At 64.6% G+C, this 26,074-nt stretch carries 26 protein-coding genes and 1 tRNA gene; 24 read left to right on the forward strand and 3 right to left on the reverse strand.

Features of this window, described 5'->3' with window-relative positions; translation table 11 throughout:
• Window positions 1-62 precede the first annotated feature (62 nt).
• Window positions 63-617 carry a DUF2062 domain-containing protein gene (locus SR882_RS05315; protein ID WP_322522298.1) on the reverse strand — a complete coding sequence of 185 codons (555 nt, stop codon included), beginning with the start codon at window positions 615-617 and terminating at the stop codon, window positions 63-65.
• Window positions 618-708: 91 nt separating this feature from the next.
• Complete coding sequence (locus tag SR882_RS05320; protein ID WP_322522299.1) at window positions 709-1,161, reverse strand: MarR family winged helix-turn-helix transcriptional regulator; 453 nt, start codon at window positions 1,159-1,161, stop codon at window positions 709-711.
• A 258-nt stretch (window positions 1,162-1,419) separates the two neighbouring features.
• Between SR882_RS05320 and SR882_RS05325 the strand changes: the two genes are divergently transcribed.
• The 24 genes from SR882_RS05325 (at window position 1,420) to SR882_RS05440 (ending at window position 23,824) form a co-directional block, all read left to right on the forward strand.
• Entirely contained in the window at window positions 1,420-3,069 is a 1,650-nt protein-coding gene (locus SR882_RS05325) for a CTP synthase (protein WP_322522300.1), read from the forward strand.
• A 2-nt stretch (window positions 3,070-3,071) separates the two neighbouring features.
• Entirely contained in the window at window positions 3,072-3,920 is an 849-nt protein-coding gene (gene kdsA, locus SR882_RS05330) for a 3-deoxy-8-phosphooctulonate synthase (protein WP_322522390.1), read from the forward strand.
• A 121-nt stretch (window positions 3,921-4,041) separates the two neighbouring features.
• Window positions 4,042-5,319, forward strand: coding sequence for a phosphopyruvate hydratase (gene eno, locus SR882_RS05335; protein ID WP_322522301.1), 1,278 nt, complete (start codon window positions 4,042-4,044; stop codon window positions 5,317-5,319).
• A gap of 118 nt (window positions 5,320-5,437) precedes the next feature.
• The gene (locus tag SR882_RS05340) at window positions 5,438-5,779 is read left to right on the forward strand and encodes a septum formation initiator family protein (RefSeq protein WP_322522302.1); all 342 of its coding nucleotides are present in this window, start codon (window positions 5,438-5,440) and stop codon (window positions 5,777-5,779) included.
• A gap of 78 nt (window positions 5,780-5,857) precedes the next feature.
• Window positions 5,858-6,658, forward strand: a complete 801-nt coding sequence (ispD, locus tag SR882_RS05345) for a 2-C-methyl-D-erythritol 4-phosphate cytidylyltransferase (RefSeq protein ID WP_322522303.1) — start codon at window positions 5,858-5,860, stop codon at window positions 6,656-6,658.
• Window positions 6,651-7,154, forward strand: coding sequence for a 2-C-methyl-D-erythritol 2,4-cyclodiphosphate synthase (gene ispF / locus SR882_RS05350; protein WP_322522304.1), 504 nt, complete (start codon window positions 6,651-6,653; stop codon window positions 7,152-7,154). Before ispD ends, ispF begins: the two co-directional genes overlap by 8 nt.
• Before the next feature lie 152 nt (window positions 7,155-7,306).
• Window positions 7,307-8,074, forward strand: coding sequence for a triose-phosphate isomerase (gene tpiA / locus SR882_RS05355; RefSeq protein ID WP_322522305.1), 768 nt, complete (start codon window positions 7,307-7,309; stop codon window positions 8,072-8,074).
• Window positions 8,074-8,493: a preprotein translocase subunit SecG gene (gene secG / locus SR882_RS05360; protein WP_322522306.1), complete on the forward strand. Its 420-nt coding sequence runs from the start codon at window positions 8,074-8,076 to the stop codon at window positions 8,491-8,493. The genes tpiA and secG overlap by 1 nt, the downstream gene beginning before the upstream one ends.
• Before the next feature lie 55 nt (window positions 8,494-8,548).
• Window positions 8,549-8,633, forward strand: a tRNA-Leu gene (locus SR882_RS05365).
• Between the two features lie 136 nt (window positions 8,634-8,769).
• The gene (locus SR882_RS05370; protein WP_125198707.1) at window positions 8,770-9,126 is read left to right on the forward strand and encodes an NADH-quinone oxidoreductase subunit A; all 357 of its coding nucleotides are present in this window, start codon (window positions 8,770-8,772) and stop codon (window positions 9,124-9,126) included.
• Window positions 9,117-9,596, forward strand: coding sequence for a NuoB/complex I 20 kDa subunit family protein (locus tag SR882_RS05375; RefSeq protein WP_058575719.1), 480 nt, complete (start codon window positions 9,117-9,119; stop codon window positions 9,594-9,596). Before SR882_RS05370 ends, SR882_RS05375 begins: the two co-directional genes overlap by 10 nt.
• 33 nt (window positions 9,597-9,629) lie before the next feature.
• Window positions 9,630-10,325: an NADH-quinone oxidoreductase subunit C gene (locus SR882_RS05380; protein WP_322522307.1), complete on the forward strand. Its 696-nt coding sequence runs from the start codon at window positions 9,630-9,632 to the stop codon at window positions 10,323-10,325.
• Window positions 10,326-10,328: 3 nt separating this feature from the next.
• Entirely contained in the window at window positions 10,329-11,582 is a 1,254-nt protein-coding gene (locus SR882_RS05385; protein WP_322522308.1) for an NADH-quinone oxidoreductase subunit D, read from the forward strand.
• Complete coding sequence (locus tag SR882_RS05390) at window positions 11,582-12,079, forward strand: NADH-quinone oxidoreductase subunit NuoE family protein (protein ID WP_322522309.1); 498 nt, start codon at window positions 11,582-11,584, stop codon at window positions 12,077-12,079. The genes SR882_RS05385 and SR882_RS05390 overlap by 1 nt, the downstream gene beginning before the upstream one ends.
• Before the next feature lie 4 nt (window positions 12,080-12,083).
• Complete coding sequence (gene nuoF / locus SR882_RS05395) at window positions 12,084-13,391, forward strand: NADH-quinone oxidoreductase subunit NuoF (protein WP_322522310.1); 1,308 nt, start codon at window positions 12,084-12,086, stop codon at window positions 13,389-13,391.
• Window positions 13,392-13,419: 28 nt separating this feature from the next.
• Window positions 13,420-15,810, forward strand: a complete 2,391-nt coding sequence (nuoG, locus tag SR882_RS05400; protein ID WP_322522311.1) for an NADH-quinone oxidoreductase subunit NuoG — start codon at window positions 13,420-13,422, stop codon at window positions 15,808-15,810.
• Window positions 15,807-16,862, forward strand: a complete 1,056-nt coding sequence (nuoH, locus tag SR882_RS05405) for an NADH-quinone oxidoreductase subunit NuoH (protein WP_407653354.1) — start codon at window positions 15,807-15,809, stop codon at window positions 16,860-16,862. The genes nuoG and nuoH overlap by 4 nt, the downstream gene beginning before the upstream one ends.
• A gap of 12 nt (window positions 16,863-16,874) precedes the next feature.
• Window positions 16,875-17,363 carry an NADH-quinone oxidoreductase subunit NuoI gene (gene nuoI / locus SR882_RS05410; RefSeq protein WP_322522312.1) on the forward strand — a complete coding sequence of 163 codons (489 nt, stop codon included), beginning with the start codon at window positions 16,875-16,877 and terminating at the stop codon, window positions 17,361-17,363.
• A gap of 178 nt (window positions 17,364-17,541) precedes the next feature.
• Window positions 17,542-18,198: an NADH-quinone oxidoreductase subunit J gene (locus SR882_RS05415; RefSeq protein ID WP_322522313.1), complete on the forward strand. Its 657-nt coding sequence runs from the start codon at window positions 17,542-17,544 to the stop codon at window positions 18,196-18,198.
• Entirely contained in the window at window positions 18,195-18,500 is a 306-nt protein-coding gene (nuoK, locus tag SR882_RS05420; RefSeq protein ID WP_058575727.1) for an NADH-quinone oxidoreductase subunit NuoK, read from the forward strand. The genes SR882_RS05415 and nuoK overlap by 4 nt, the downstream gene beginning before the upstream one ends.
• 4 nt (window positions 18,501-18,504) lie before the next feature.
• Window positions 18,505-20,466 carry an NADH-quinone oxidoreductase subunit L gene (gene nuoL / locus SR882_RS05425; RefSeq protein ID WP_322522314.1) on the forward strand — a complete coding sequence of 654 codons (1,962 nt, stop codon included), beginning with the start codon at window positions 18,505-18,507 and terminating at the stop codon, window positions 20,464-20,466.
• Window positions 20,467-20,502: 36 nt separating this feature from the next.
• Window positions 20,503-22,023: an NADH-quinone oxidoreductase subunit M gene (locus tag SR882_RS05430; RefSeq protein WP_322522315.1), complete on the forward strand. Its 1,521-nt coding sequence runs from the start codon at window positions 20,503-20,505 to the stop codon at window positions 22,021-22,023.
• Window positions 22,024-22,033: 10 nt separating this feature from the next.
• A complete protein-coding gene (gene nuoN, locus SR882_RS05435; RefSeq protein ID WP_322522316.1) occupies window positions 22,034-23,470 on the forward strand; it encodes an NADH-quinone oxidoreductase subunit NuoN in 1,437 nt (478 codons plus the stop codon).
• Between the two features lie 36 nt (window positions 23,471-23,506).
• On the forward strand, window positions 23,507-23,824 hold the full coding sequence (locus SR882_RS05440; RefSeq protein WP_322522317.1) for a DUF2818 family protein: 318 nt from the start codon (window positions 23,507-23,509) through the stop codon (window positions 23,822-23,824).
• 180 nt (window positions 23,825-24,004) lie between these two features.
• On the opposite strand, the gene SR882_RS05445 is transcribed toward SR882_RS05440, so the two are convergent.
• Window positions 24,005-26,062: a site-specific recombinase gene (locus tag SR882_RS05445; protein ID WP_322522318.1), complete on the reverse strand. Its 2,058-nt coding sequence runs from the start codon at window positions 26,060-26,062 to the stop codon at window positions 24,005-24,007.
• Window positions 26,063-26,074 lie beyond the last annotated feature (12 nt).

Here is a 26,074-nt window from a genome sequence, read left to right on the forward strand (position 1 = left end):
CGCGGTGAGTTTGAGGAGCGGCAGTATAACGTAGAGCCCCTGCCAGGAGGGGAGGGGCGGGCTCAGTGCCTGCGCGAGTCGCGTTGGGACTGGCGCAGGCGCAGACGGCGCTGGGCGAGCCGGCGGCGCTTGTGGATCGAGATATTGATCCGCCAGAGCACGCGGATGATGGTAAAGCCGAGCAGCGCGCTGACGAATGACAGGGTGAGCAGCCCGACTCCCAGCGGCAGCCAGATCGCGGGCAACTGGCTCATGGCATAGCCGACGCTCATCTCGCCGGTCGGCGGGGCAAGCTCCGCGCCGGTGAGCATGGCGCCGATCTGGTAGGCAAGCCAGAGCAGGGGGGGGATCGTGACCGGATTGGTGGCCCAGACCATGGCCACGGCCAGGGCGATGTTGACCCGCATGGCGATCGCGCCCACGGCCGCGATCAGCATCTGACCGGGAAGCGGAATAAAGGCGAGAAACAGACCGAGGGCGACGCCGCCGGAAACAGAACGGCGGTTGAGGTGCCAGAGGTTCGGATCGCCGAGGAATTGCGCCACCGGGCGCAGGAACGGTTGGTTGACGATCCGCTGGCGATTGGGTGTCAGTCGACGGAAGAACTTGCGTGGCATTCTGGCCTCGTCAAACCTCGGCTTGCCGATCCGGGCAGTCCTGGCGTGCCGGCGTTGTCCGTGAAGGCCGGCGACCGTTGTGTCGCCTCATTCAGAGACTCTTGAGCAGGTCTCGTACCTTGCGGCTCAGCGTCATGTAGTCGCGCTTTTCCTCGTCGGTCAACTCGCCGATCACCCGGTGACGAAAACGGGCCAGCGCCTGGTCGGCCGCCTCGATGCGCGCATGGGCGTCAGGCTTGAGCCAGATGGTCTTGGCGCGACGGTCCGATTCGGAGATCCGCCGCTCGATCCAGTCGCCTTTTTCCAGGCCGTCGAGCAGCTTGACCAGCGTTGGCCCTTCGATGGCCAGTTCGCCGGCGAGTTCCTTCTGCGTGCGGCCTTCACCCTCGTCGCGCAGGATGCGGAGCACCGCCCACGCCGAGGCCGTCAGGTCGAATTCGCTCAGGGTGTCGTTGACCTGAACGCGCCACAGCCTGGAGACGTCGAAAACCAGGCGGGTGATTTCGTCTTCGCGTTGCTGGGCCGGATCGGTAGATTGGGTCATGGTTTGGTGCCGGCTGTCATGGGAATCAAACATCCGTATGGTCGCATTACTTGGGCGTTTTGACCATCCCGGGGCATCGAGCGCGGTGGGCAGGGGTGCGGCGGCTCTTGGTGGTCGGCGGCGGGCCGTGAAGGCGGCTCGCGATCCCGCTTGCGGCCGGTCGGGCAGATTGCCGCAGCAAGGCGTTTGCGGTACCATCGCGCCCTTGAATCGGGGCCCGTCGGTCCGCCATCAACCCGTCAAGATTGTGGTTCGTTAATGACCAAGTTCGTCTTCGTTACCGGTGGGGTCGTTTCGTCACTGGGCAAGGGAATCGCTGCCGCCTCGCTGGGCGCGCTGCTCGAATCGCGTGGTCTGCGCGTCACGCTGATGAAGCTCGATCCCTACATCAACGTCGACCCGGGCACCATGAGCCCCTTCCAGCATGGCGAGGTGTTCGTCACCGACGATGGCGCGGAGACGGATCTCGATCTGGGCCACTACGAGCGGTTCGTGCGCTCCCCGGTCGGTCGGCGCAACAATTTCACCACCGGGCGGGTCTACGAGACCGTCATCCGCCGCGAACGGCGTGGCGACTACCTGGGCGGGACCGTTCAGGTGATCCCGCACGTCACCGACGAGATCAAGCGTCGGGTGGTCGAGGGGTCCAAGGGCTACGACGTCGCGTTGATCGAGATCGGCGGTACGGTCGGTGACATCGAGTCGCTGCCGTTCCTTGAGGCAATTCGTCAGCTGGGCGTGGAGATGGGCCGTGATCGCGCCATCTTCATGCACCTGACGCTGGTGCCCTACATCAAGGCGGCCGGTGAGGTTAAGACCAAGCCGACCCAGCATTCGGTCAAGGAACTGCGCTCGATCGGTATCCAGCCCGACATCCTGGTTTGCCGTGCCGAGGTGCCGCTGCCGGAGGAAGAACGCCGCAAGATCGCGCTGTTCACCAATGTCGAGCACGATGCGGTCATCTCCGCGATCGACGCCGACACCATCTACCGCATCCCGCGCCTGCTGCATGCGCAGAAGCTCGACGAGACGGTCTTGCGCAAGCTGCACATGAGTGCCGGCGCGGCGGATCTCACCGAGTGGGACCGCGTGGTCGAGGCGCAGACCAAGCCCGATCGGATCGTCGATATCGCCATGGTGGGCAAGTACGTCGATCTCGTCGATGCCTACAAGAGTGTCAACGAGGCGCTGCTGCACGCCGGCATCCAGACCCGCACCCGGGTCAATATCCACTACTTCGACTCCGAATCCTTCGAGCACGACGGCGTGGCCCGGCTCGAAGGCATGGACGCGATCCTGGTGCCGGGTGGCTTTGGCTCGCGCGGGGTCGAGGGCAAGATCGCCGCGGTGAAATACGCGCGCGAGTCGGGCAAGCCGTATCTGGGCATCTGCCTCGGCATGCAGGTCGCCGTGATCGAATACGCGCGCCATGTGGCCGGTCTCGAGGGGGCGCACTCGACCGAGTTCGATCGCGAGACGGAAAACCCGGTGATCGCGCTGATCACCGAATGGCGCGACGAAGAGGGCAACCGGATCGAACGCAGCGAGGACGTCGACATGGGCGGCACCATGCGCCTGGGCGCCCAGCGCTGCCGGATCGAGGCGGGCACCCTGGCGCAACGCATCTACGGCTCGGACGAGATCAGCGAGCGCCATCGCCACCGCTACGAATTCAACAACGGTTACCAGCAGGCGCTCGCCGAGGCCGGGCTGGTGTTCGCCGGTTGGTCGGCGGAAAACGAATTGGTGGAGACGGTGGAACTGCCGGATCATCCGTTCTTCTTTGCCTGTCAGTTCCACCCGGAATTCCGTTCCACGCCGCGCGACGGCCACCCGCTGTTCGTCGCCTTCATCAACGCGGCCCATGTCCAGCGAGTGGGCAAGGCCGAGGCCCTGGACGACGCATGACGATGAAGCTTCTGGATTTCGAGGTCGGACTGGACCAGCCACTGTTTTTGATCGCTGGCCCCTGCGTGATCGAATCGGCCGATCTGGCCCAGGAAACGGCCGGTCGCTTGAAGGAAATGGCGGAAACTGCCGGTATCCGGCTGATCTACAAGAGTTCGTTCGACAAGGCCAACCGCTCGTCGACCGAAAGCTTTCGTGGGCCGGGACTGGATAAAGGGCTGGCGATCCTCGAGGACGTCAAGCGCGAATTCGGCCTGCCGGTGCTTACGGATGTCCACGAGGATACGCCGCTCGAGGAGGTCGCCTCGGTGGTCGACGTGCTGCAGACGCCGGCCTTCCTCTGCCGTCAGACCAATTTCATCCAGAACGTCGCCCGCCAGGGCAAGCCGGTCAACATCAAGAAGGGCCAGTTTCTCGCGCCCTGGGACATGGCCAACGTGGTCGAGAAGGCCCGTGCGGTCGGCAACGACCAGGTGATGGTCTGCGAGCGTGGTGTGTCCTTTGGCTACAACACGCTGGTCTCCGACATGCGCGGCCTGGCGATCATGCGCCAGACCGGGGCGCCGGTGGTCTTCGATGCCACCCACTCGGTCCAGCAACCGGGCGGGCAGGGCAAGGCCTCGGGCGGCCAGCGCGAGTTCGTCCCGGTGCTGGCGCGCGCCGCGGTGGCGGCCGGTATCTCGGGTCTGTTCATGGAGACCCACCCGGATCCGGCCAAGGCGCTTTCCGATGGGCCGAATGCTTGGCCGCTCGACGAGATGGCCGACCTGCTGCTGACGCTGACCACGCTCGATCGTACGGTCAAGGCCTCGGGTTTTCCGGAGAATGCGCGGCTGGGCCTGACCGACTGAGCTGGAGCAGGGCCGACCTTGGCAGACAACGGGGTGGCCGAATAACGAATACGGGGCCGGGCGCGGCAAGGCGCCGGTCCGCAACCGATCCAAACCGAACATAAAGTCAGGAGAACACTGCATGGCAGCCATTGAGCGAGTGCACGCACGCGAAGTCATCGATTCACGCGGCAACCCGACCGTCGAGGCTGAGGTCCATCTGGCCGGCGGTGTCGTGGGCCGGGCGATCGTGCCCTCCGGCGCCTCCACCGGCGCCCGCGAGGCCATCGAGCTGCGTGATGGCGACAAGAGTCGATTCCTTGGTAAGGGCGTGACCCGTGCGGTCGCCAACGTCAACGGCGAAATTAACGACGCCGTCAAGGGCATGAACGTGCACGCGCTGGCGGACATCGACAACACGATGATCGATCTCGACGGCACCGAGAACAAGTCTCGCCTGGGCGCGAACGCCATCCTGGCCGTCTCGCTGGCCGCCGCCCAGGCGGGTGCGCTCGAGCGGGGCGAGCCGCTGTTCTCCTACCTCGGTGGCGAGGCGGCGGTGACCCTGCCGGTGCCGATGATGAACATCATCAACGGCGGCGAGCACGCCGACAACTCCATCGACATGCAGGAGTTCATGATCATCCCGGCCGGCGCGCCGAGTTTCTCCGAGGCGCTGCGCTACGGTGTGGAGGTGTTCCATGCCCTCAAGCAGGTGCTGGCGGCACGCGGCCTGTCGACCGCCGTTGGTGACGAGGGCGGCTTCGCCCCGGACCTGCCGTCCAACGAGGCGGCGATCGAGGCCATCATGGAGGCGATCGAGAAGGCCGGCTACACCCCGGGCCAGGACGTGTTCCTCGGCCTGGACGCGGCCAGCTCCGAATACATCAAGGACGGCAAGTACGTCCTGACCGGTGAGAACCGCACGCTGGACGCCGCCGGCATGGTCGACCTGCTGGCCGAGTGGGTCGAGAAATACCCGATCCTCTCGATCGAGGACGGCATGGCCGAGGACGACTGGGACGGCTGGGCGCTGCTGACCGAGCGCCTGGGCGACAAGTGCCAGCTGGTTGGCGATGACCTGTTCGTTACCAACGAGAAGATCCTGCGTGAAGGCATCGAGCGCAAGATTGCCAACTCCATGCTGGTCAAGGTGAACCAGATCGGCACCCTGACCGAGACGCTGGCCGCCATGCGCCTGGCGCAGGAAAACGGCTACACCAACGTCGTCTCCCACCGTTCGGGCGAGACCGAGGACACCACGATTGCCGATCTGGCGGTGGCGACCAACGCCGGCCAGATCAAGACCGGCTCGTTGTCCCGCTCCGACCGGATCGCCAAGTACAACCAGCTGCTGCGCATCGAGGAGCGTCTGGGCGACAAGGCCCGCTTCCCGGGTCGCGCGGCCTTCGGCCAGTAAGGCCTGCGCCTCGGCTTTCCGGACGCACTGACCCGATGCCTCTCACCCGATCGGCGCCGCGCATCGAATCCCCCTGGGTCGTCGTGGATGCGGCGGCGTCGGCATCGCCGAGGGTCTTGTGCGCCTGCTGACCGTCATCCTCGTGCTGATGGTCGCCGGCCTGCAATGGCGGGTCTGGTTCAGCGAGGCCTCGATGGGCGAGGTGAGCGCCAAGCAGGAACGTCTCGCGACCCTGCAGGCCGAACAGACCCGGCTCGAGCGACGTAACGAGACCCTGATCGCCGAGGTGGGCAGCCTGCGCGAGGGCGTGGATGCCGTCGAGGCTCAGGCACGCCTGACACTGGGGCTGGTGCGCGAGGAAGAGCGTTTCTACCAGGTGGTCGAAGCCGTTCGCCCCGATACGATTACCCCGCCCGCGGTCGACCCGACCCGCGTGACGTCCCCCTCGATCGGCGAGTGATTCCTTGATGAATCCCTCACGATCGTTGCGCGTTCCTGTGCCCGTGGGTGTTTGCATGCGGTCGGGCGGGGCAGGGCGATGAGCGCCACCGCCTGGCCGCCCGCCGCGGCGACCCCGGCCGAAGCCGGGCGGTGGTGGCTGGTCGTGCCCGCCGCCGGTTTCGGCCGGCGCATGGGGGGCGACACGCCCAAGCAGTACCTGAGCCTGGGCGGGCGGTCGGTGCTGGAGGTGACCCTGTCGCGGTTTGCCGATTTGCCGGGTCTCGCCGGGGTGGTGCTGGTGACCGGCGACGGCTTCCCTGTGGGCGCGCTGAATGCGCCGCAGCTTGGCGGTGTGCCGATCCATCGGGTCGACGGCGGTGCCAGCCGGGCCTTGAGCGTGCGTAACGGGCTGGCCCTGTTTCGTGATCGCTGGGCGAGCCTGTCGGCCGGGGAGCGCCACGAGCCGGCCGAGGGGGTGGGCGATGGGCTGGGTGAGTGGGTGATGGTGCATGACGCCGCGCGGCCCTGCGTGACACCGGCGGACCTGCATCGACTGCTGGCCGCCGCTCGCTACCCGGACGGCGCGCTGTTGACCGCGCCGGTGCGCGACACCATCAAGCGGGTCGATGCGAATGGGCGGGTGGTCGAAACCGTCGATCGCCGGGTGTTGCGCCATGCCTTGACCCCGCAGCTGTTCCCGGTGGGCGTGTTGCTCGAGGCGATCGAGCAGGGCTTGGCGGCCGGGGCGGAGATCACCGACGAGGCCTCGGCGCTCGAACGCCTGGGCCTGTCGCCGCTGGCCGTCGACGCCGGCACGGACAACCTCAAGATTACCCACCCGGAGGATCTCGGCATCGCCCGGACGATCCTCCGGCGGCAGGGGGTACTCGATGATTGATCCCTTTTCGTTGCGTATCGGCCACGGTTTCGACGTGCACGCCTTCGAGCCGGGCGATCACCTCTGGATCGGTGGCTGCCGGATTCCGTTCGAACGGGGTTTTCGGGCGCATTCCGATGGGGACGTCCTGCTGCATGCGATCTGTGATGCCCTGCTGGGTGGGGCCGGGCTTGGCGACATCGGCCGGCACTTTCCGGATACGGACCCCACTTGGTCGGGGGCCGACAGTCGCGACCTGCTGCGTCGGGTGGTCGTCCTGCTCGAACAGGGCGGTTGGCGGCTGGTCAATGTCGATGCGACCGTGATTGCCCAGGCGCCCAAGCTTGCGCCCTGGATCACTCCCATGCGCGAGTCGATCGCGGCGGCCGGCGGTTGGTCGACCGAGCAGGTGAACGTCAAGGCCACCACCTCGGAGAAACTCGGCTTTACCGGACGGGGTGAGGGCATCGCCGCCGAGGCAGTCGCCATGCTGGCACGTACGCCGCGGGCGGATTGATTTATGGGGGGCGGCCAAGTAGTCTTGTCGCCCGTTTCCCGGGGCGGATGACGCAACTCGCGACATTGCGTGCCCGGAGTGACCGATTTCGACACGATTTCGACATCAGACTCGCGAAACTAGCTCTCGAACATTTGAAGTGGAACCATCGGATGCGTAAACCGATCGTCGTAGGAAACTGGAAGCTCAATGGCGCGTTGGCCGACAACGAGTCGCTGGTGCTGGGCATGCTCGACGGCATGCCGCAGCTCGAAGGCATCGACGTGGCGGTGTGCCCGCCGTTCGTCTTTGTGCCGCAGGTAGCCCGGCTGGCCGATTCGACCGCGCTGGGTGTCGGCGCGCAGAACTGTTCCGAACACGATAATGGCGCGTTCACCGGCGAAGTCGCAGCGTCGATGGTGGCCGACGTGGGGGCGCGCTACGTGATCCTCGGTCACTCCGAGCGTCGTGCCATGTACGGCGAGACCGACGAGATCGTCAGCGCCAAGGTCAAGGCCGCTCTGGCCGCCGGGCTCACGCCGATTCTCTGCGTTGGCGAGACCCTCGAGGAGCGTGAGGCCGACGAGACCGAGGCAGTGGTGCGTCGCCAGCTGGCCGCCGTGATCAGCGGCAACGGCATCCAGGCCTTCGATCGGATCGTGATCGCCTACGAGCCGGTCTGGGCGATTGGCACCGGGCGGACGGCCTCGCCGGAGCAGGCACAGGACGTCCACGCGTTCATCCGCGGTCAGTTGGCCGATCACGACGCCGGTATCGCGCAATCGGTACGCATCCAGTACGGCGGCTCGATGAAGCCCGGCAACGCAGCCGACCTGCTCGCGCAGCCGGACATCGACGGCGGCCTGATCGGCGGGGCGTCGCTCAAGGCCGAAGACTTTCTGGGAATCTGCCGCGCCGCGGCGGACACGGTAGGTAAGTAATGACCACATTCGTAATTATCATCCACGTGCTGCTGGGTCTGGCCCTGATCGGGCTTGTGTTGATCCAGCATGGCAAGGGCGCGGATGCCGGCGCGGCGTTCGGTTCGGGCGCGTCTGGCACCGTTCATGGGGCGCGTGGGCCGGCAAACACCCTGCAGAAAGTGACTGGGTGGATGGTGGTGGCCTTTTTTGGCACCAGTTTGTTGCTTGCCTACGTGATTAACACTTCCCAGGAGCCCTCGAGCGTGGTAGATTCTGCACCCGTTTCCGAGAGCGGAAACGCGCCAGGGCAAGACGGACGCACCCCGTCCGACAAGCCGGCAGGCACGCCGACCGACGTCCCATCCCCGAACTCGGCGGCACCCTCTGGGCAGCAAGACGGCAGCACCCAATCGCCGTCGGACGTGCCCGGACAGTAACGGCGGGCAATCGCCGTTGCGGCCGGATCAAGCGATGATCCGGTTGACAACCAAAGCGGACGTGGTGGAACTGGTAGACACGCTATCTTGAGGGGGTAGTGGCGAAAGCCGTGTGGGTTCGAGTCCCACCGTCCGCACCAAACACACTTTTCCGGTTCGATTGGCTATTCTTGTACGTTGCCGTGGTGATTTCTCCCGGTGCGCGCAAGGCGGTCGAACGCGCAGAAAAAACCGGTCGGGATCGACCCGGCCGGGTTTCGAGCAAGAGGGTGTCAGATGCTTGAAGGCTACATTCCCATCCTGATCTTCTTCGGTGTGGCCACCCTGTTCTCCCTGGGGCTCCTGGTCATCGGTCAGGTATTGGCACCCAACCGGCCGGATGCGGCCAAGCTGGATGCGTACGAATGCGGTTTCGCGCCCTTCGAGGACGCGCGCATGAAGTTCGACATCCGCTACTACCTGGTCGCCATCCTGTTCATTATCTTCGATCTGGAGATCGCCTTTCTGTTCCCCTGGGCCGTTGCGCTCGAGGACATCGGCGGCTTCGGGCTCGCGGCCATGGCCATTTTCCTGGGCGTGCTCGTGATCGGCTTCATTTACGAGTGGAAGAAGGGGGCGCTGGAATGGGAGTAGAAGGCGTTCTGGAGAAAGGCTTTGTCACCACCTCGGCCGACAAGCTGATCAACTGGGCCCGTACCGGCTCGCTCTGGCCGATGACCTTCGGTCTGGCCTGCTGCGCGGTCGAGATGATGCATGCCGGTGCGGCCCGCTACGACCTGGACCGCTTTGGCGTGGTGTTCCGTCCCAGTCCGCGTCAGTCCGACGTGATGATCGTGGCCGGCACCCTGGTCAACAAGATGGCTCCGGCATTGCGCAAGGTCTACGACCAGATGGCCGAGCCACGCTGGGTGATTTCGATGGGGTCCTGCGCCAATGGCGGCGGCTACTACCACTACTCCTATTCCGTGGTGCGTGGCTGTGATCGGATCGTGCCGGTCGATATCTACGTACCTGGGTGCCCGCCGACGGCCGAGGCGCTCTTGTACGGAATCATCCAGTTGCAGAACAAGATCCGTCGCACCAACACCATCGCGCGTGCCTGACGGGTACCGGCAAGCACAGGGGTAGCCTCATCCATGAACCTGCAAACGGCCCTCAAGGAAACCATCGGCGAGTACATCGTCGATCAGACCTTCGACCGCGGTGAGCTCACCATCGAGGTCGAGGCCAAGCATTGGCGCGATGTCGCCGCGCGTCTCGAGTCGAGCGAGGCCACGCGTTTCGAGCAGTGCGTCGATCTGTGCGGTATCGATTACCTCGAGTACGGTCGCGATGAATGGGCCGGCGAAGAGACGGTTTCCTACACCGGCTACAGTCGCGGCGTTGAGCCGAACACCAGCGGCTGGCTGAAATTCGGCGATGAGCCGGACCTCGGTGACCTGGGTCGCCCGCGCTTTGCCGCGGTCGCCCATCTGCTTTCCTACACCCACAACTGGCGCCTGCGCGTGCGGGTCTATTGCCCGGACGACCAGGCCCCGGCGGTGCCGTCGGTGGTGTCGGTCTGGGCCGGGGTCAACTGGTTCGAGCGCGAGGCGTTCGATCTGTTCGGCATCCTGTTCGATGGCCACCCGGACCTGCGTCGGATCCTGACCGACTACGGCTTTGTCGGGCATCCGTTCCGCAAGGACTTCCCGCTGATCGGGCATGTCGAGGTGCGTTACGACGACGAGAAGCAGCGGGTCGTCTACGAGCCGGTGTCGATCGAGCCTCGGGTGCTGGTGCCGAAGGTGCACCGTGACGACAGCCGCTACATTGACCTCGACGAGGGCTGATAGATGCCGGAAATCGCCAACTACACCCTGAATTTCGGTCCCCAGCACCCGTCGGCCCACGGCGTGTTGCGCCTGGTGCTCGAGATGGACGGCGAGACCGTCGTGCGCGCCGACCCGCATATCGGTCTGCTGCACCGCGCCACGGAAAAGCTCGCCGAGAGCAAGCCCTACAACCAGTCGATCGGCTACATGGACCGGCTCGACTATGTCTCGATGATGTGCAACGAGCACGCCTACGTGCGCGCCATCGAACAGTTGCTGGATCTCGAGATTCCCGAGCGCGCCCAGTACATCCGGGTGATGTTCGACGAGATCACCCGCATCCTGAACCACCTGCTGTGGCTCGGGGCCCACGCGCTGGACATCGGCGCGATGGCGGTGTTCCTGTACGCCTTCCGTGAGCGCGAGGACCTGATGGACTGCTACGAGGCAGTCTCCGGGGCTCGCCTGCACGCCACCTACTACCGCCCGGGCGGTGTTGCACGTGACCTGCCGGATTCGATGCCCAAATACCAGGCATCCAAGTGGCACAGCGAGCGCGAAGTCACCCGGATGAACGAGGCGCGCCAGGGCTCGCTGCTCGACTTCCTCGAGGACTTCACCGAGCGCTTCCCCAAATACGTCGACGAGTACGAGACGCTGCTCACCGATAACCGGATCTGGAAGCAGCGCACCGTCGATATCGGCATCGTCTCCAAGGAGCGTGCGCTGCAGATGGGCTTTACCGGCCCGATGCTGCGCGGCTCCGGCGTCGAGTGGGACCTGCGCAAGCACCAGCCCTACGCGGTGTACGACCAGCTCGACTTCGACATTCCGGTGGGCAAGAGCGGTGATTGCTACGACCGTTACCTGGTGCGCGTCGAGGAAATGCGGCAGTCCAATCGCATCATCCGCCAGTGCATCGACTGGTTGCGGAAGAACCCGGGCCCGGTGATGGCCGACGACCACAAGGTCGTGCCGCCACGGCGCGAAGAGGTGAAGGCGGACATGGAGTCGCTGATTCACCACTTCAAGCTGTTCACCGAGGGGTATACCCTGCCGCGCGGCGAGGCCTATGCCGCGGTCGAACACCCGAAGGGCGAGTTCGGCATCTACCTGGTTTCCGACGGGGCCAACAAGCCGTACCGTCTCAAGATTCGTGCGCCGGGCTTTGCCCACCTGTCGGGTCTCGACGAGATGTCACGCGGCCACATGCTGGCCGACGTCGTGGCGATCATCGGCACCCAGGACATCGTATTTGGAGAGGTCGACCGCTGATGACCGAGAGCAAACTCCACCTGCTGACCGATCACAGCCGCGAGGAGATCGACGGCTGGCTCGCGCGCTATCCCGAGGACCAGAAGCAGTCGGCCTCGCTGGCCGCGCTGCGGATCGTGCAGCATCAGAACGACGGTCACGTCACCGTCGACCTGATGGACGCGATTGCCGAATACCTCGGGATGGAGCCGATCTCGGTCTACGAGGTCGCCTCGTTCTATTCCATGATCGAGACCAAGCCCTGTGGGCGCCACCACGTCTCGGTCTGCACCAACATTGCCTGCTCGCTGATGGGCTCCGACGAGATCGTCGACCACTGCGAGAAAAAGCTCGGTATCAAGACCGGCGAGTCCACTTCCGACGGCCGGATCCTGCTGAAAAAGGAAGAGGAATGCCTGGCGGCCTGCGGCGGTGGCCCGATGATGCAGGTCGATCACGTTTACTACGAGAATCTGACGCCCGAAAAGGTTGACGAGATTCTCGACAAGCTGGATTGACGCCATGAGTTTTAATTACGTCAGTTCCACCGCGGTCTGTTTCGCCACGCTCGAGCACGAGCAGCCGTGGTCGCTGGAGGCGTACCTCGCCTCCGGCGGCTACCAGGCCTGGAAGAAGATCCTCGAGGAGAAGACCGACCCGGCCCTGATCATCGAGGAGGTCAAGACCTCCAATCTGCGTGGTCGCGGCGGTGCCGGCTTCCCCACCGGGCTCAAATGGTCGTTCATGCCGCGCAACGCCCCGGGCCAGAAGTACATCGTCTGCAATTCGGACGAGTCCGAGCCGGGCACCTTCAAGGATCGTCAGATCCTGATGAACAACCCGCACGCGCTGGTCGAGGGCATGGCGATCGCGGGTTACTCCATCGGCGCGACCAAGGGCTACAACTACATGCGCGGCGAGTTCTCGGACCTGGTGTTCGAGCGCTTTGAACAGGCCGTGCGGGAAGCCTACGAGTACGGCATGCTCGGGGAAAACATCCAGGGTTCGGGCATCGACTTCGACCTGTATGGCTCGTTGGGCGCCGGCGCCTACATCTGTGGCGAGGAAACCGCGTTGCTCGAGTCGCTCGAGGGCAAGAAGGGCCAACCGCGCTTCAAGCCGCCGTTCCCGGCCAACTTCGGCCTGTACGGCCGGCCGACCACGGTCAACAACACCGAGACGCTGTCGTCCGTACCCGCGATCATGCGCAACGGCGGTCAGTGGTTCGCGGATCTGGGCGTGCCCAACAGTGGTGGCGTGAAGATCTGGTCGGTATCGGGGCACGTCAACAAGCCCGGGGTATTCGAAATACCGATGGGCACGCCGTTTGCCGATCTGCTGGAAATGGCCGGCGGCATGCGGGGCGGCAAGAAGTGCAAGGCCGTGATTCCGGGCGGCACCTCGTCGCCGGTGATCCCGGGCGAGATCATGCTCGAGACCAACATGGACTACGACTCGATCGCCAAGTCGGGCACGTTCCTGGGCTCGGGCGGGTTGATCGTCATGGACGAGGACACCTGCATGGTCAAGGCGCTGCGTCGGGTGGCGCAGTTCTACTACAAGGAATCCTGTGGCCAGTGCACGCCGTGCCGGGAAGGCACCGGCTGGCTGTTCCGCATGCTCAACCGGATCATCGACGGCAAGGGCACGCTCGAGGATCTCGACCGTCTCGACGACGTGGCCAGCAAGATCGAGGGGCGGACCATCTGCGCCTTCGGCGATGCCGCCGCCACGCCGGTTCGGAGCTTTATCAAGCATTTCCGACCGGAATTCGAGTACTACATCAAGCACGGCCACAGCATGGTCGACCGCGCATCCCAGGCGGCCTAAGGCCGGCCGTGCAATCAGGTTTCCAGGTATGAGTGACGAGCAGATTACCTTTGAAGTCGACGGCATGACCCTCCAGGGCAACCCGGGGGACATGTTGATCGAGGTGACGGACAAGGCGGGGATCAACATCCCGCGCTTCTGTTATCACCGCAAGCTGTCGATCGCGGCCAACTGCCGCATGTGCCTGGTGGAGGTCGAACGCGCGCCCAAGCCGCTGCCGGCCTGTTCGACGCCGATCTCCGAGGGCATGAAGGTTTCCACGCGCAGCCCCAAGGCGATCAGCGCACAGCGCTCGACCATGGAGTTCCTGCTGATCAACCACCCGCTCGATTGCCCGATCTGCGATCAGGGCGGCGAGTGCGAGCTCCAGGACGTGGCCATGGGCTACGGCGAGGGCGTCGGCCAGTACTCCGAGGCCAAGCGCGTGGTCAAGGACAAGGACATCGGTCCGCTGATCGCGACCGACATGACCCGCTGCATCCACTGCACCCGCTGCGTGCGTTTCGGCGAGGAAATCGCGGGCCTCAAGGAACTGGGCGCGACCGGGCGTACCGACCAAATGGAGATCGGCACCTATATCTCCAAGAGTGTTACCTCCGAGCTGTCCGGCAACGTCATCGACCTGTGCCCGGTCGGTGCCCTGACGGCCAAACCTTCGCGTTACACGCATCGCCCGTGGGAACTGGTGCAGCACAAGCACCTGTCCACGCACGATGCCTTCGGCTCGAACCTCTACATCCACACCCGCGAAGGGCGGGTGATGCGTACCGTTCCGCGTGACAACGACGCGGTCAACGAGACCTGGATCGCCGATCGCGATCGTTACGCCTATACCGGCCTGTTCACCGACGATCGACTGACCCGTCCGATGGTCAAGCGTGACGGCGAGTGGGTGGCCGCGAGCTGGGAGGAGGCACTTGAGGCCGCCGCCCAGGGCATCCAGCAGATCGTCAACCAACAGGGGCCCGCGTCCCTCGGCGCGCTGGTCTCGGCCAATGCGAGCCTCGAGGAGCAGTACCTGGCCGCGCGCATCGTCCGCGGCATGGGCTCGAACAATATCGACCACCGTCTGCGCCAGACCGATTTCTCCGGTGATGCCGACGACCCGGTCATGCCGTGGCTCGGTATGGACATCCCCGCGATCGCCGATCTGAACGCGGCCGTGACAGTCGGCATGGCGGTGCGCGAAGAGGTACCGCTGTTCGCCCATCGTCTGCGTCAGACGGCGCTGAACAACCAGGCGCACGTCACCCTGATTCATCCCTACCAACAGGATCTCACCTTCCCGGCGCGCCAGGCCCCGAGCCAGGCGGCCGAGGGTGGCGATCTGGGTAGCCTGCTGGCGCTGCTCAAGGCGGCCGGTGGTGACATTCCGTCGAATCTGGCCGATCACCCGGTCGGGTCGATCGAGGAGGCCGCGGCGATCGTCGCGGAGCTCAAGGATGCCGAGAAGGGCGCGATCTTCTTGGGTGCCGTGGCGCAGAACGCCCCCGACTTCGCCGCGCAGCGAGCCGTGGCGGCCGAGCTGGCACGCCTGACCGGCGTTCAACTGGGCATCGTCGCTCAGGGGGGCAACGCCGCCGGTGCCTGGCTTGCCGGGGCCGTGCCGCACCGCGCCGCCGGTGGCGCCGATGCCGTCGGTCACGGTCGTCACGCCGCCGACATGCTGGCCGATCCCTGCGAGGCGATGATCCTGCAAGGCGTCGAGCCGGAATTCGACTCGGCCGCCGGGCAGGCCGCCATCGAGCGGCTGGAGCAGGCCGGTTGCGTGGTCGCCATCACCAGTTACGTCACCCCCGCGATGAAGCGTTACGCGGACGTGCTGTTGCCGATGGGCACCGCGGTCGAGACGGCCGGCACCTGGGTCAACGGCGAAGGCCGCTGGCAGTCGGTCAACGGCGCGGTGCGCGCATTGGGCGAGTCGCGTCCGGCCTGGAAGATCCTGCGGGTGCTGGGCAACATGCTCGACCTCAACGGCTTTGACTACATGGCGGTCACTGAGGTGCGCCGCGAGCTCCAGACGCAATGCCAGGAAGTGGCGCTCGAGAACAAGACCGCGTCCCTTGCCGACGCGCGCTTCGAACTGCCGGACCAAGCCGGGCAGGGCGCCTACCAGCGGATTGCCCCGGTCGCGATGTACGGCATCGATCCGGTCATCCGCCGGGCGGCCCCGCTGCAGGGCACCGAAAAGACCCAGTTGCAACGGCACGTGCTGGTCAACCCGGCCGATGCCGAGCGCGAGGGCTGGGCGGACGACATGACCGCGGCGATCGAGCAGGACGGCGTGCGCGCCGAGTTGCCAATCCGCGTCGACCCGCGCGTCACGCCGGGCAGTGTGGTGGTGTTCAGTGGCGTGCACGCCGGTGAACTGGCACCGCGTGCCGGTAAGGTCGAAATTCAGGTGGAGGTCGCCGCATGATCACCGAATGGCTTTCCCCGGTCATCGGCTGGATGTCGCCGTCATGGCAGTACCTGGTGGTGCACGTGCTGCTGACCCTGGTCATCATGATGCCCATCATCGTGGCGGTGGCCTACCTTACGCTCGCCGAGCGCAAGGTGATCGGTTACATGCACGTGCGCATCGGTCCCAACCGGGTCGGGCCGCGCGGGTTGTTCCAGCCATTCGCCGATGTATTCAAGCTGATGTTCAAGGAGGTGATCACCCCGACGGTCGCCAACAAGTTCATCTTCTATCTCGCGCCGATCCTGATCCTGGTCGCGGCCTTGGTCGCCTGGGCCGTCATCCCGTTCGACGACGGCTGGGTGCTGGCCGATATCAACGCGGGTCTGCTGTACGTGTTGGCGATCGGCGCGGCGGGCGTCTACGGCGTGATCCTGGCCGGCTGGGCCTCGAACTCCAAGTACGCCCTGCTGGGCGGGATGCGCTCGGCGGCGCACAAGGTGGCCTACGAGCTCGCCATGGGCTTCGCACTGGTCGGTGTGCTGATGGTCGCCGGCAGCCTGAACCTGTCCGAGATCGTGCGCGGCCAGGAGGGCAGCATCTTGCACTGGTACTGGCTGCCGCTGCTGCCGATGTTCGTGGTCTACTTCGTCTCCGGCGTGGCCGAAACCAACCGGGCGCCATTCGATATCTCCGAGGGCGAGTCTGAAATCGTGGCCGGCTTCCACGTCGAGTACTCCGGCATCGCGTTTGCCCTGTTCATGTTGGCCGAGTACGCCAGCATGATCCTGATCTCGGCACTTGCGGCGGTGATGTTCCTCGGCGGCTGGCTGTCACCATTCCAGGGCACGTTCCTCGAGCCGGTGTTCGCCTTCGTGCCGGGTATCGTCTGGTTCCTGCTGAAAATCTCGGCGCTGCTGTTCGTCTTCATCTGGTTCCGGGCGACGTTCCCGCGTTTCCGCTACGACCAGATCATGCGACTGGGCTGGAAGGTCTTCATTCCGGTAACGATCCTGTGGATCGTGGTAGAGGGCGCGTTCTTCTACTTCGAAGTCGGTCCGTGGTTCTAAGGGGTCTCTGACATGAACGCGATCAAGCATTTCTTCAAGACCTGGTTCCTGTGGGAGCTGTTGCTCGGCATGTCGGTGACCGGCAAGTACTTCTTCGGTCACAAGTACACCGTCCAGTACCCGGAGGAGAAGACACCGCAGTCACCGCGCTTCCGCGGTCTGCACGCACTGCGGCGCTACGCCAACGGTGAGGAGCGCTGTATTGCCTGCAAGCTCTGCGAGGCGGTTTGCCCGGCGCTGGCGATCACCATCGAATCCGAACAGCGCGAGGACGGCACACGCCGGACCACGCGGTACGACATCGACCTGTTCAAGTGCATCTACTGCGGCTTCTGCGAAGAGGCCTGCCCGGTGGATTCCATCGTCGAGACAAGGGTTTACGAGTACCACTTCGAGAATCGTGGCGAGAACATCATGACCAAGGACAAGCTCCTGGAGATCGGTGATCGCCTCGAGCCGCAGATCGCGGCGGACCGGTTGGCGGATGCCGCCTACCGGTAACGGCCCTCGCTTAGGGATAATCGGTACGGTGTAATCGGCACGGGGTGACGTGCCGGCGGGCGGCGGTCGTGGTAACGTCCCGTCCGGTCGTGGCACGGTGCTCGGCACCTGGAACAACGAACGAAACAACGGTCAACCGGCTCAGGGGCGGGCGCCCGCTCCCAGCAGAAGGATAGTCATGTCGCTCTATCAGATCCTTTTTTACGTATTCGCCTCGGTCGCGGTGATCGCCGCCATTCGCGTGGTGACGGTCAGGAACCCGGTGCATGCCGCGCTGTTCCTGGTCCTGACGTTCTTCTCGACCGCACTGATCTGGATCCTGATGGAGGCGGAGTTCCTCGGCATCGTGCTGTTGCTTGTCTACGTCGGCGCGGTGATGGTGCTGTTCCTGTTCGTCGTGATGATGCTCGACGTCAATATCGCGCCGCTGCGCGAGGGCTTCATCCGCAACCTGCCGGTGGGCGTGTTCGTCGCGCTGGTGATGATCGTCGAGCTGGCATTGATTCTCGGCCCGGCGAGCTTCGGCCTGGACATCTACCCGTCACCGGAGCCGGCGCCGGCCGATGCGGGCAACACGCTCGCCATTGGCCAGGTGCTTTACACCAAGTTCGTCTACCCGTTCGAGATCGCGGCGTTCATCCTGCTGGTCGCCATCGTCGCGGCGATCGCGCTCGCCCACCGTCGCCGCCCGGGCGTCCACTACCAGGACATCGACGCTCAGGTACGCGTGCGTGCCGAGGATCGGGTCCGCATTGCCGAGCTGGACGCCGACAAGACGCGCCGTGGCGATGTCGCGGGCGACTCCAAAGCCAACCAGGATAAGGAAACGTCATGATCAGCCTGTCCGAGTTCCTGATCTTCGGCGGTCTGCTGTTCTCGATCAGCGTCGCCGGCATCTTCCTCAACCGCAAGAACGTGCTCGTGCTGCTGATGGCGATCGAGCTCATGCTGCTCGCGGTCAACGTGAATTTCGTGGCGTTCTCGCACTTCTCCGGCGACATTGACGGGCAGGCGTTCGTGTTCTTCGTCCTGACAGTGGCCGCGGCCGAGGCGGCGATCGGTCTTGCCATCCTGGTGACGCTGTTCCGCAATCGACGCACGATCAACGTCGAAGACCTGACCGAGATGAAGGGCTGATTCAATGGAAAAGGTTTACCTTGCCGTCGTACTTGCCCCGCTGATCGCCTCGATCATCGCGGGCCTGTTCGGACGACAGATCGGTCGGTCCGGCGCTCACTGGGTCACCATCATCGGCGTGGCGATCGCGCTGGCCGCCTCGGTGTACGCCTTCTACATGCACGTCTTCGGCGGACTGTCGACCTTCGACGGGACCGTCTATACCTGGATTGCCTCCGACCTGTTCGAGTTCAACATCGGCTTTCTGGTCGATAACCTCACCGTGATGATGATGGTGGTGGTCACCGCCGTCTCGCTGATGGTGCATATCTACACCATCGGCTACATGCACGACGATCCCGGCTACCAGCGCTTCTTCAGCTACATCTCGCTGTTCACCTTCTCGATGCTGATGCTGGTGATGTCGAACAACCTGCTGCAGTTGTTCTTCGGCTGGGAAGCGGTCGGCCTGGTCTCGTATCTGCTGATCGGTTTCTGGTATAGGCGCGAGTCGGCGATCTTCGCCAACCTCAAGGCCTTCATCGTCAACCGGGTGGGTGACTTCGGCTTTCTGCTCGGCATCGCCGCTATCCTCGCCTACACCGACTCGCTGCACTACGCGACCGTATTCGAGCGGCTGCCCGAGCTGGCCGACATCACGGTCGAATACTGGCCGGGCGTCGAGTGGTCGCTGATCAGCGTGATCGCGATCCTGCTGTTCATCGGTGCGATGGGCAAGTCGGCCCAGGTGCCGTTGCACGTGTGGCTGCCGGATTCCATGGAAGGCCCCACGCCGATCTCGGCGCTGATCCACGCGGCAACCATGGTGACCGCGGGCATCTTCATGGTGGCGCGCTTCTCGCCGCTGTTCGAGCTTTCCGATGCGGCGCTCTCGTTCATCCTGATGATCGGGGCGGTGACCGCGATCTTCATGGGGCTCCTGGGCATCGTGCAGCACGACATCAAGCGCGTGATCGCCTATTCAACGCTCTCGCAGCTGGGCTTTATGACTGCCGCGCTCGGTGTCTCGGCCTACAGCCCGGCACTGTTCCACCTGATGACCCACGCCTTCTTCAAGGCGCTGCTGTTCCTCGCGGCCGGTTCGGTGATCATCGCGCTGCACCACGAGCAGGACATGCGCAAGATGGGCGGTCTGGCGAAGAAACTGCCGATCACCTTCGCGACCTTCTTCATCGGTGCACTGGCGTTGATCGGCTTCCCCGGTACCGCCGGCTTCTATTCCAAGGAGTCGATCATCTACGCGGTGGCCGCCTCCGAGCTGCCGGGCGCCGAGTTCGCCTACTGGGCCCTGTTCATCGGCGTGTTCGTGACGGCGTTCTACACCTTCCGCATGCTGTTCCTGGTGTTCTTCGGCGAGTCGCGCATGGATGCCCACACCGCCTCGCACGCCCAGGAATCGCCCAAGGTGGTGACCGTGCCGCTGGTGCTGCTGGCCGTGCCGTCGCTGATCATCGGTTTCCTGGTGATCGAGCCGATGCTGTTCGGTGCCTATTTCGATGACTCGATCCGGGTGCTGGCCACCCACGGCGCGATGGCGACGCTGGAAGACCAGTTCAAGGGCGCCTGGGGCATGTTCCTCTACGGTTGGACCACGCCGGTGGTCTGGATGGCGCTGGCCGGCGTGGCCGGTGCGGCGATCATGTACCTGGGCATGCCCAAGGTGCTGCCGCCGCTGTTCGCCCGTGTGTTCGCCTGGCCCAAGCGGATCCTCGAGGAAGGCTACGGCTTTGACAGCTTCAACAACACCGTCATCGCCGGCGGCTCGCGGCTGCTGGGCCGGGGTCTGTGGCAGGGTGCCGACCTGCGCGCGATCGACGGCTGGCTGGTCAATGGCACGGCCGCGGTGGTGGGCTACATGGCCCGCACCTGGCGCCTGATCCAGACCGGTTACCTCTATCACTACGCGTTTGTCATGATCCTTGGCCTGATCGGGTTGCTGACCTGGATCGTGTTCATTGGCGCGTAACGCCCCTACCGATAACAAGCGAAGGAAAACGGTTCGATGCTGACCTCCTGGCCCATACTGAGCCTGCTCGTCTGGTTGCCGATTGCGGCAGGCCTTGCCGTCATGCTGTTCGGCGAACGGCGTGGCGCCTCGGCGCGCTGGTTCGCGCTGATCGTCTCCGTCGTGGTCTTTTTGATCAGCCTCGGCCTGATTGTCGGGTTCAACACGCAGACCGCGGCGATGCAGTTCGTCGAGCACCTGCCATGGATCCCGGCCTTCGGCATCAATTACGCGCTGGGCGTCGACGGTATCTCGATGCCGCTGATCGTGCTGACCACCTTCACCACCATCCTCGTCGTGGTGGCGGCTTGGGACGTGATCAAGGACAAGGCGCACCAGTACCTGGCGGCCTTCCTGATCATGGAAGGCATGATGAACGGCACGTTCGCCGCGATGGATGCCATCGTCTTCTACTTCTTCTTCGAAGGCATGCTGATCCCGATGTTCATCATCATCGGGATCTGGGGCGGCCCGCAGCGCGTCTACGCGACGATCAAGTTCTTCCTGTACACCTTCCTCGGCTCGGTGTTCATGCTGGTCGCGCTGATCTACATGTACTTCCAGGCCGGCAGTTTTGCCATCCCGGTGCTGCACGAGTTGCCGCTGACGCTGACCGAGCAGATCCTGATCTTCCTGGCCTTCCTGATCGCCTTCGCGGTCAAGATCCCGATGTGGCCGGTGCATACCTGGCTGCCGGACGCCCACGTCGAGGCGCCCACCGGCGGCTCGGTGATCCTGGCGGCGATCATGCTCAAGATCGGTGGCTATGGGTTCCTGCGCTTTTCGTTGCCGATGACGCCCGATGCGGCGGCGACACTCGACTGGCTGATGATCGCGCTGTCGCTGATCGCGATCGTCTACATCGGCCTGGTAGCGATGGTCCAGTCGGACATGAAGAAGCTGGTCGCCTACTCGTCGATCTCGCACATGGGCTTCGTCACCCTGGGCCTGTTCCTGATCTACATGATCGTGGCCAACCCGGACAACGCCTCGGCCAGCGGCGTGACCCTGGCGCTCGAGGGCGCGATGGTGCAGATGGTCTCTCACGGCCTGATCTCGGCGGCAATGTTCCTCTCGATCGGCGTGCTCTACGACCGGTTGCACACCCGCGACATCTCGGCCTACGGCGGGGTGGTGAACACCATGCCGTGGTTCGCGGCGCTGGTGGTGCTGTTCGCCATGGCGAACGTCGGTCTGCCGGGCACCTCGGGCTTCGTGGGCGAGTTCATGGTCATCCTCGCGGCGTTCAAGGCGAACTTCTGGATTGCCTTTGCTGCGGCCCTCACCCTGATCATCGGTGCGGCCTACACCCTGTGGATGGTCAAGCGCGTGATCTTCGGCGAGGTGAAGAACGAAGGCGTGAAGACCCTTCAAGACCTGAATTTCCGCGAGGCCTGGATCCTGGGCGTGCTCGCGTTCCTGATCGTGCTGATCGGCGTCTGGCCGAACCCGCTGGTCGAGGTCATGCACGCCTCGATCGAGAACCTGGCGCAACAGGCGCTGACCACCAAGTTGTAAGACGTTCCCTATGACACTCGCCTCACTGAACCTGCAACCGGTCCTTCCCGAAATCGTCCTCGCGGCGATGGCGTGCCTGATCCTGCTCGTCGATCCGTTCCTGCCCAAGCGGGGCCCGACGGTGAGCTTCGTGCTCTCGATCCTGACGCTGATCGCGCTGTTCGTGATCACGCTGGTGCAGATGGATGACAGCGTGCGGATGAGCTTCGGCGACATGGTGGTCAACGATCCCATGGCCGATCTGATGAAGCTGGTGGTCTACGTGCTGGTCGCGGGGGTGTTCGTCATCTCGCGCACCTACCTGCGCCAGCGTGGCATCGACAAGGGCGAGTACTACATGCTCGGCCTGTTCGGCGTGCTGGGGATGATGATCACCATCTCCTCGAACCACCTGTTGCTGCTGTATCTTGGGCTCGAGCTGATGTCGCTGGCGCTCTATGCCATGACGGCGTTCAAGCGCGACGATGGCCGCGCCTCCGAGGCGGCAATGAAGTACTTCGTACTCGGCGCGCTGGCCTCGGGCATCCTGCTTTACGGCATGTCGCTGCTCTATGGCGTGACCGGTGACCTGACCCTGACCGCGATTGCCGAGTCGGTCGCCGGTGGCGACGATTCCATGGCGCTCAAGGCCGCCCTGGTACTGATCGTGGTGGGTGCGGTGTTCAAGATGGGTATCGCCCCGTTCCACATGTGGCTGCCCGACGTCTACGAGGGCGCGCCCACGGCGGTGACGCTGTATCTCGCCGCGGCACCCAAGGTCGCCGCGCTCGCCCTGGTAATGCGCCTGCTGGTCGATGGCATGGGGCCGCTGTTCGCCGATTGGCAGCCGATGCTGATCGTCGTGGCGATGCTCTCGATGGCGATTGGCAACGTGGTGGCCATTGCGCAGACCAGCTTCAAGCGGATGCTGACCTACTCGACCATCGGCCACGTCGGCTTCATCCTGCTGGGTGTGCTGGCCGGCACCAACGAGGGCTACGCCGCGGCGCTGTTCTACACCATCGCCTATGCGGTGATGACCATCGGTGGTTTCGGCATCATCCTGCTGCTGGCGCGTCAGGGCTTCGAGGCCGAGAGCATGGATGACCTGAAGGGGCTGAATGACCGCAGCCCGGTGATGGCCTTCGTCTTCCTGCTGCTGATGTTCTCGATGGCCGGCATTCCGTTCACCTTCGGTTTCTGGGCGAAACTGGCCGTGCTGCAATCGATCGTCGGCGTCGGGCTGTGGTGGCTCGCCACCTTCGCCGTGGTCACCGCGGTGATCGGGGCGTTCTACTACCTGCGCGCGGTGAAGATGGTCTACTTCGACCAGCCCGAGGACACCAGCCCCATCCAGGCCGATATCAACGTGCGCGGCGTGCTGGCGCTCAGTGGTGCCTCCATGCTGATCTTCGGCCTCTATCCGACCGGCCTGACCGCCCTGACGGCCGGCGCCTTCGGCCTGTAACCCGACCCTTCCACACGCCATCGACACGAGGCCTGCATGATCGCCGACTGGATTATCGTGAGCTACCTGATCGGCCTGTTCGTCCTCGCGAACCTGCCATTCGTCAACCAGCGCCTGTTTCTCGTGATCCCGGTCGCCGAACCGGGTCGTCAGAAGTCGTTCTGGTGGCGGATCGTCGAATGGTTGGTGTTCTTCGTGATCGGTATGGGTGTCGGTATCTACCTCGAGTACTCGATCGGGGGCGTCGAGCCCAAGGGCTGGGAGTTCTGGGCCGTGGCGGTCTGCATCTTCGCCGTCTTCTCGGTGATCGGGTTTATCTGGCAGTACCAGCTACGCAAACACCTCAAGGTCTGAGCGCTTCTCGCGCCCACCAGGCAAAACCAGGCAAAACCGCCAGTCGAGCAAGGCTCACTGGAGGTTTTTTCATGCGGGTGCGGTGTCCGGTCTCTGCCGTGGCCCTCGACGAGTCTTCGGGGCCGCATGTCGGCTTTTACCCGAGGCGGAGGACGACGGGGTCGATGTCACCGGTGATGATCACTCGCGATGTTCCCGGCGTCCGGGCGCTCGCCCGTCTCCCGATTCGGCGGCGTTGCTGTGGCGGTTGCCAGCGCCATTGGGCTGGTTGGGTGGGTAGAGCAGGCCGGAGGGACGCTGACGGATCAGCTGCCAGTAGGCCCGCACGAGATTGAGCGGACGCGCGATGCGCGTGCCGCGCGCCCGCAGGGCGACATTGAGGGCCAGGGCAAAACTCACCGTGAGGTTGACCGCGCCGATCAGCAGCACGAAACCCAGCAACAGGGCGAACATCAGCGGCCCGGCGAATTCCTGGGACATGGCGTAGCCCAGGTCCGCCGAGGAGAAGGCGACGTGGCGTATGTCGAGCGGCAGCCCGAGCAGGTAGCCGACGTAGCCGGTCGACCCGAGCATGATGCCGAAGGCGAAGTTGCTGATCAGGGCGCCGTAATGGCCATCGATGTAGGCGGCCAGACGATGACGGGCGCCTTGCGGCAGCAGCCGTTGCAGCAGCGGGTGTTCCCGTAGGCGTGCCTCGAGACCCAGGTAGGCCGCGCGGTTGTCGAAGAAACCCGCGATCAGGCCCGAGAGAAACAGCCAGACGCCGGCAATGGCGGCATAGAACAGCGCCAGGCCGGTGACCGGGTTGATGCCCGTGAGGATGTAGGCGGCCCGCTCGGGGGTGATCAGCGAGGTGCCCGTCTGTTGTTGCCAAACCGTGGCGATCAGGAAGGCAAGCGAGAGGGCGGCGATGACGTTGCCGGCGATGGCGACGAACTGGGTGCGACCCACGCGCAGCAGGAGGTCAGCCAGTTTGCGGGGATTCGCCCGGCCATGCTCGCCCAGCTCGACCTGCTCGGCAATGCTCGCCGCCGTCATCGCCGGCTGCTTGGTGGCCACCGTCCCGTGCAGAATGTGGATCAGGACGAAACCCAGCCCGTAATTGAGACTGACCAAGACGGTCTCGGGCAGGCGCGCAAAGCCGCTCTCGAGGATGTGGATCTTGAGCAGGGCCATCACGGCGATCACCAGCCCCCCGGCCAGCCCCGAGGCCAGCATTCGGAAATACGCGGGCCGGTCGCCGGCGATGTAGTGTTCGCCCTTGTCACTGGCGTTCTCGGTGACGCTGCGCGCCAATTGGCGCACGCTGCGCCGGATCAGCGGGCGAATGCCGTGCCGCTCGGCACTGGCCTCGACCAGTTCGGTGAACAGGGCGGTCGCGCGCTCATTGCATTGTTCGCATGCCTTGGGGTCGAGGATGTCGAGCAGTCGTTCGATCCGGGCGATGGTCTGGCCGAGTCGTTCCAGCAAGTGGGTCAACGAGATGCTGGTCCCGCGCGTGACCGCTCGCCGGTGCAGGCGTTCGACCTCCTCGTTGCACTGTTCGAGCAAGACGCGGATGTGGGCGTCGTCGTACAAGTCCTCGATCTTGCCGTCCATCCAGCCGACGTAGTCACGCACGTGCGCGCCGACCTCTCGCTGCAGGGCGATGAAACTGGAATCGCGCGTGGCCATGCTCGGATCGAGGCGCAGGATGTCGGGCTCGAACTCCTCGGCGGCGATCCAGATGGCCAGCATCTCCAGGGCGTAGAGCGCCTCGCGGGTCAGCCGGTCCGTCCCTTTCTGGCCGGGCTGGTCGGGCGACGACGGCCAGAATGTCCGCATCAGCCGTTCCCAGCAGGCCGGTGGCACCTGCGCCACCCACTCGGGATCGTCCGCCTCGTGGAAGGCGAGATAGAACACGTCACGCACGTTCATCGGGTCGGCCGGCGCGGGATTCAGGCGCTCGTAGACACGTTGGCCCAGCTCGCGCAGGAATCCGCGCCGCGAAAACAGGCCCAAACCAGCCAGGACCTGGAAAAAGCGCGCCTGGTCGAGCCAGTCGCCCAGACGCTGATGAAGGGCGTCCTGCAGGGTGGGGTCGGCCTCGACGGCCGTCTGCAAGCGCTCGATGCGTTCAATCGCCGCCGAGGCATCTTCGTCCGAACCGGGACGCAGCCAGTCCACCAGGGCGACCAGCGTGCCGACCGGATCGTCCGCATGGCGTTCGGTGAGCGTCCGGAGCAGCTGCTGGGGCATGGGAAGATCCTG

The sequence above is a fragment of the Guyparkeria halophila genome, assembly GCF_034479635.1.
Lineage (GTDB): Bacteria > Pseudomonadota > Gammaproteobacteria > Halothiobacillales > Halothiobacillaceae > Guyparkeria > Guyparkeria halophila.

Excerpts from the sequence above, each read along its gene's own strand:
- SR882_RS05440 (WP_322522317.1), top strand. The coding sequence starts at position 23,507 with ATGATCGCCGACTGGATTATCGTGAGCTACCTGATCGGCCTGTTCGTC.
- nuoL (WP_322522314.1), top strand. The coding sequence starts at position 18,505 with ATGGAAAAGGTTTACCTTGCCGTCGTACTTGCCCCGCTGATCGCCTCG.
- tpiA (WP_322522305.1), top strand. The coding sequence starts at position 7,307 with ATGCGTAAACCGATCGTCGTAGGAAACTGGAAGCTCAATGGCGCGTTG.
- SR882_RS05380 (WP_322522307.1), top strand. The coding sequence starts at position 9,630 with ATGAACCTGCAAACGGCCCTCAAGGAAACCATCGGCGAGTACATCGTC.
- SR882_RS05385 (WP_322522308.1), top strand. The coding sequence starts at position 10,329 with ATGCCGGAAATCGCCAACTACACCCTGAATTTCGGTCCCCAGCACCCG.
- SR882_RS05390 (WP_322522309.1), top strand. The coding sequence starts at position 11,582 with ATGACCGAGAGCAAACTCCACCTGCTGACCGATCACAGCCGCGAGGAG.
- secG (WP_322522306.1), top strand. The coding sequence starts at position 8,074 with ATGACCACATTCGTAATTATCATCCACGTGCTGCTGGGTCTGGCCCTG.
- nuoN (WP_322522316.1), top strand. The coding sequence starts at position 22,034 with ATGACACTCGCCTCACTGAACCTGCAACCGGTCCTTCCCGAAATCGTC.
- nuoH (WP_407653354.1), top strand. The coding sequence starts at position 15,807 with ATGATCACCGAATGGCTTTCCCCGGTCATCGGCTGGATGTCGCCGTCA.
- SR882_RS05375 (WP_058575719.1), top strand. The coding sequence starts at position 9,117 with ATGGGAGTAGAAGGCGTTCTGGAGAAAGGCTTTGTCACCACCTCGGCC.
- kdsA (WP_322522390.1), top strand. The coding sequence starts at position 3,072 with ATGAAGCTTCTGGATTTCGAGGTCGGACTGGACCAGCCACTGTTTTTG.
- nuoK (WP_058575727.1), top strand. The coding sequence starts at position 18,195 with ATGATCAGCCTGTCCGAGTTCCTGATCTTCGGCGGTCTGCTGTTCTCG.
- nuoF (WP_322522310.1), top strand. The coding sequence starts at position 12,084 with ATGAGTTTTAATTACGTCAGTTCCACCGCGGTCTGTTTCGCCACGCTC.
- nuoI (WP_322522312.1), top strand. The coding sequence starts at position 16,875 with ATGAACGCGATCAAGCATTTCTTCAAGACCTGGTTCCTGTGGGAGCTG.
- eno (WP_322522301.1), top strand. The coding sequence starts at position 4,042 with ATGGCAGCCATTGAGCGAGTGCACGCACGCGAAGTCATCGATTCACGC.
- ispD (WP_322522303.1), top strand. The coding sequence starts at position 5,858 with ATGAGCGCCACCGCCTGGCCGCCCGCCGCGGCGACCCCGGCCGAAGCC.
- SR882_RS05370 (WP_125198707.1), top strand. The coding sequence starts at position 8,770 with ATGCTTGAAGGCTACATTCCCATCCTGATCTTCTTCGGTGTGGCCACC.
- SR882_RS05315 (WP_322522298.1), bottom strand. The coding sequence starts at position 617 with ATGCCACGCAAGTTCTTCCGTCGACTGACACCCAATCGCCAGCGGATC.
- SR882_RS05325 (WP_322522300.1), top strand. The coding sequence starts at position 1,420 with ATGACCAAGTTCGTCTTCGTTACCGGTGGGGTCGTTTCGTCACTGGGC.
- SR882_RS05320 (WP_322522299.1), bottom strand. The coding sequence starts at position 1,161 with ATGACCCAATCTACCGATCCGGCCCAGCAACGCGAAGACGAAATCACC.
- nuoG (WP_322522311.1), top strand. The coding sequence starts at position 13,420 with ATGAGTGACGAGCAGATTACCTTTGAAGTCGACGGCATGACCCTCCAG.
- SR882_RS05445 (WP_322522318.1), bottom strand. The coding sequence starts at position 26,062 with ATGCCCCAGCAGCTGCTCCGGACGCTCACCGAACGCCATGCGGACGAT.
- SR882_RS05430 (WP_322522315.1), top strand. The coding sequence starts at position 20,503 with ATGCTGACCTCCTGGCCCATACTGAGCCTGCTCGTCTGGTTGCCGATT.
- ispF (WP_322522304.1), top strand. The coding sequence starts at position 6,651 with ATGATTGATCCCTTTTCGTTGCGTATCGGCCACGGTTTCGACGTGCAC.
- SR882_RS05415 (WP_322522313.1), top strand. The coding sequence starts at position 17,542 with ATGTCGCTCTATCAGATCCTTTTTTACGTATTCGCCTCGGTCGCGGTG.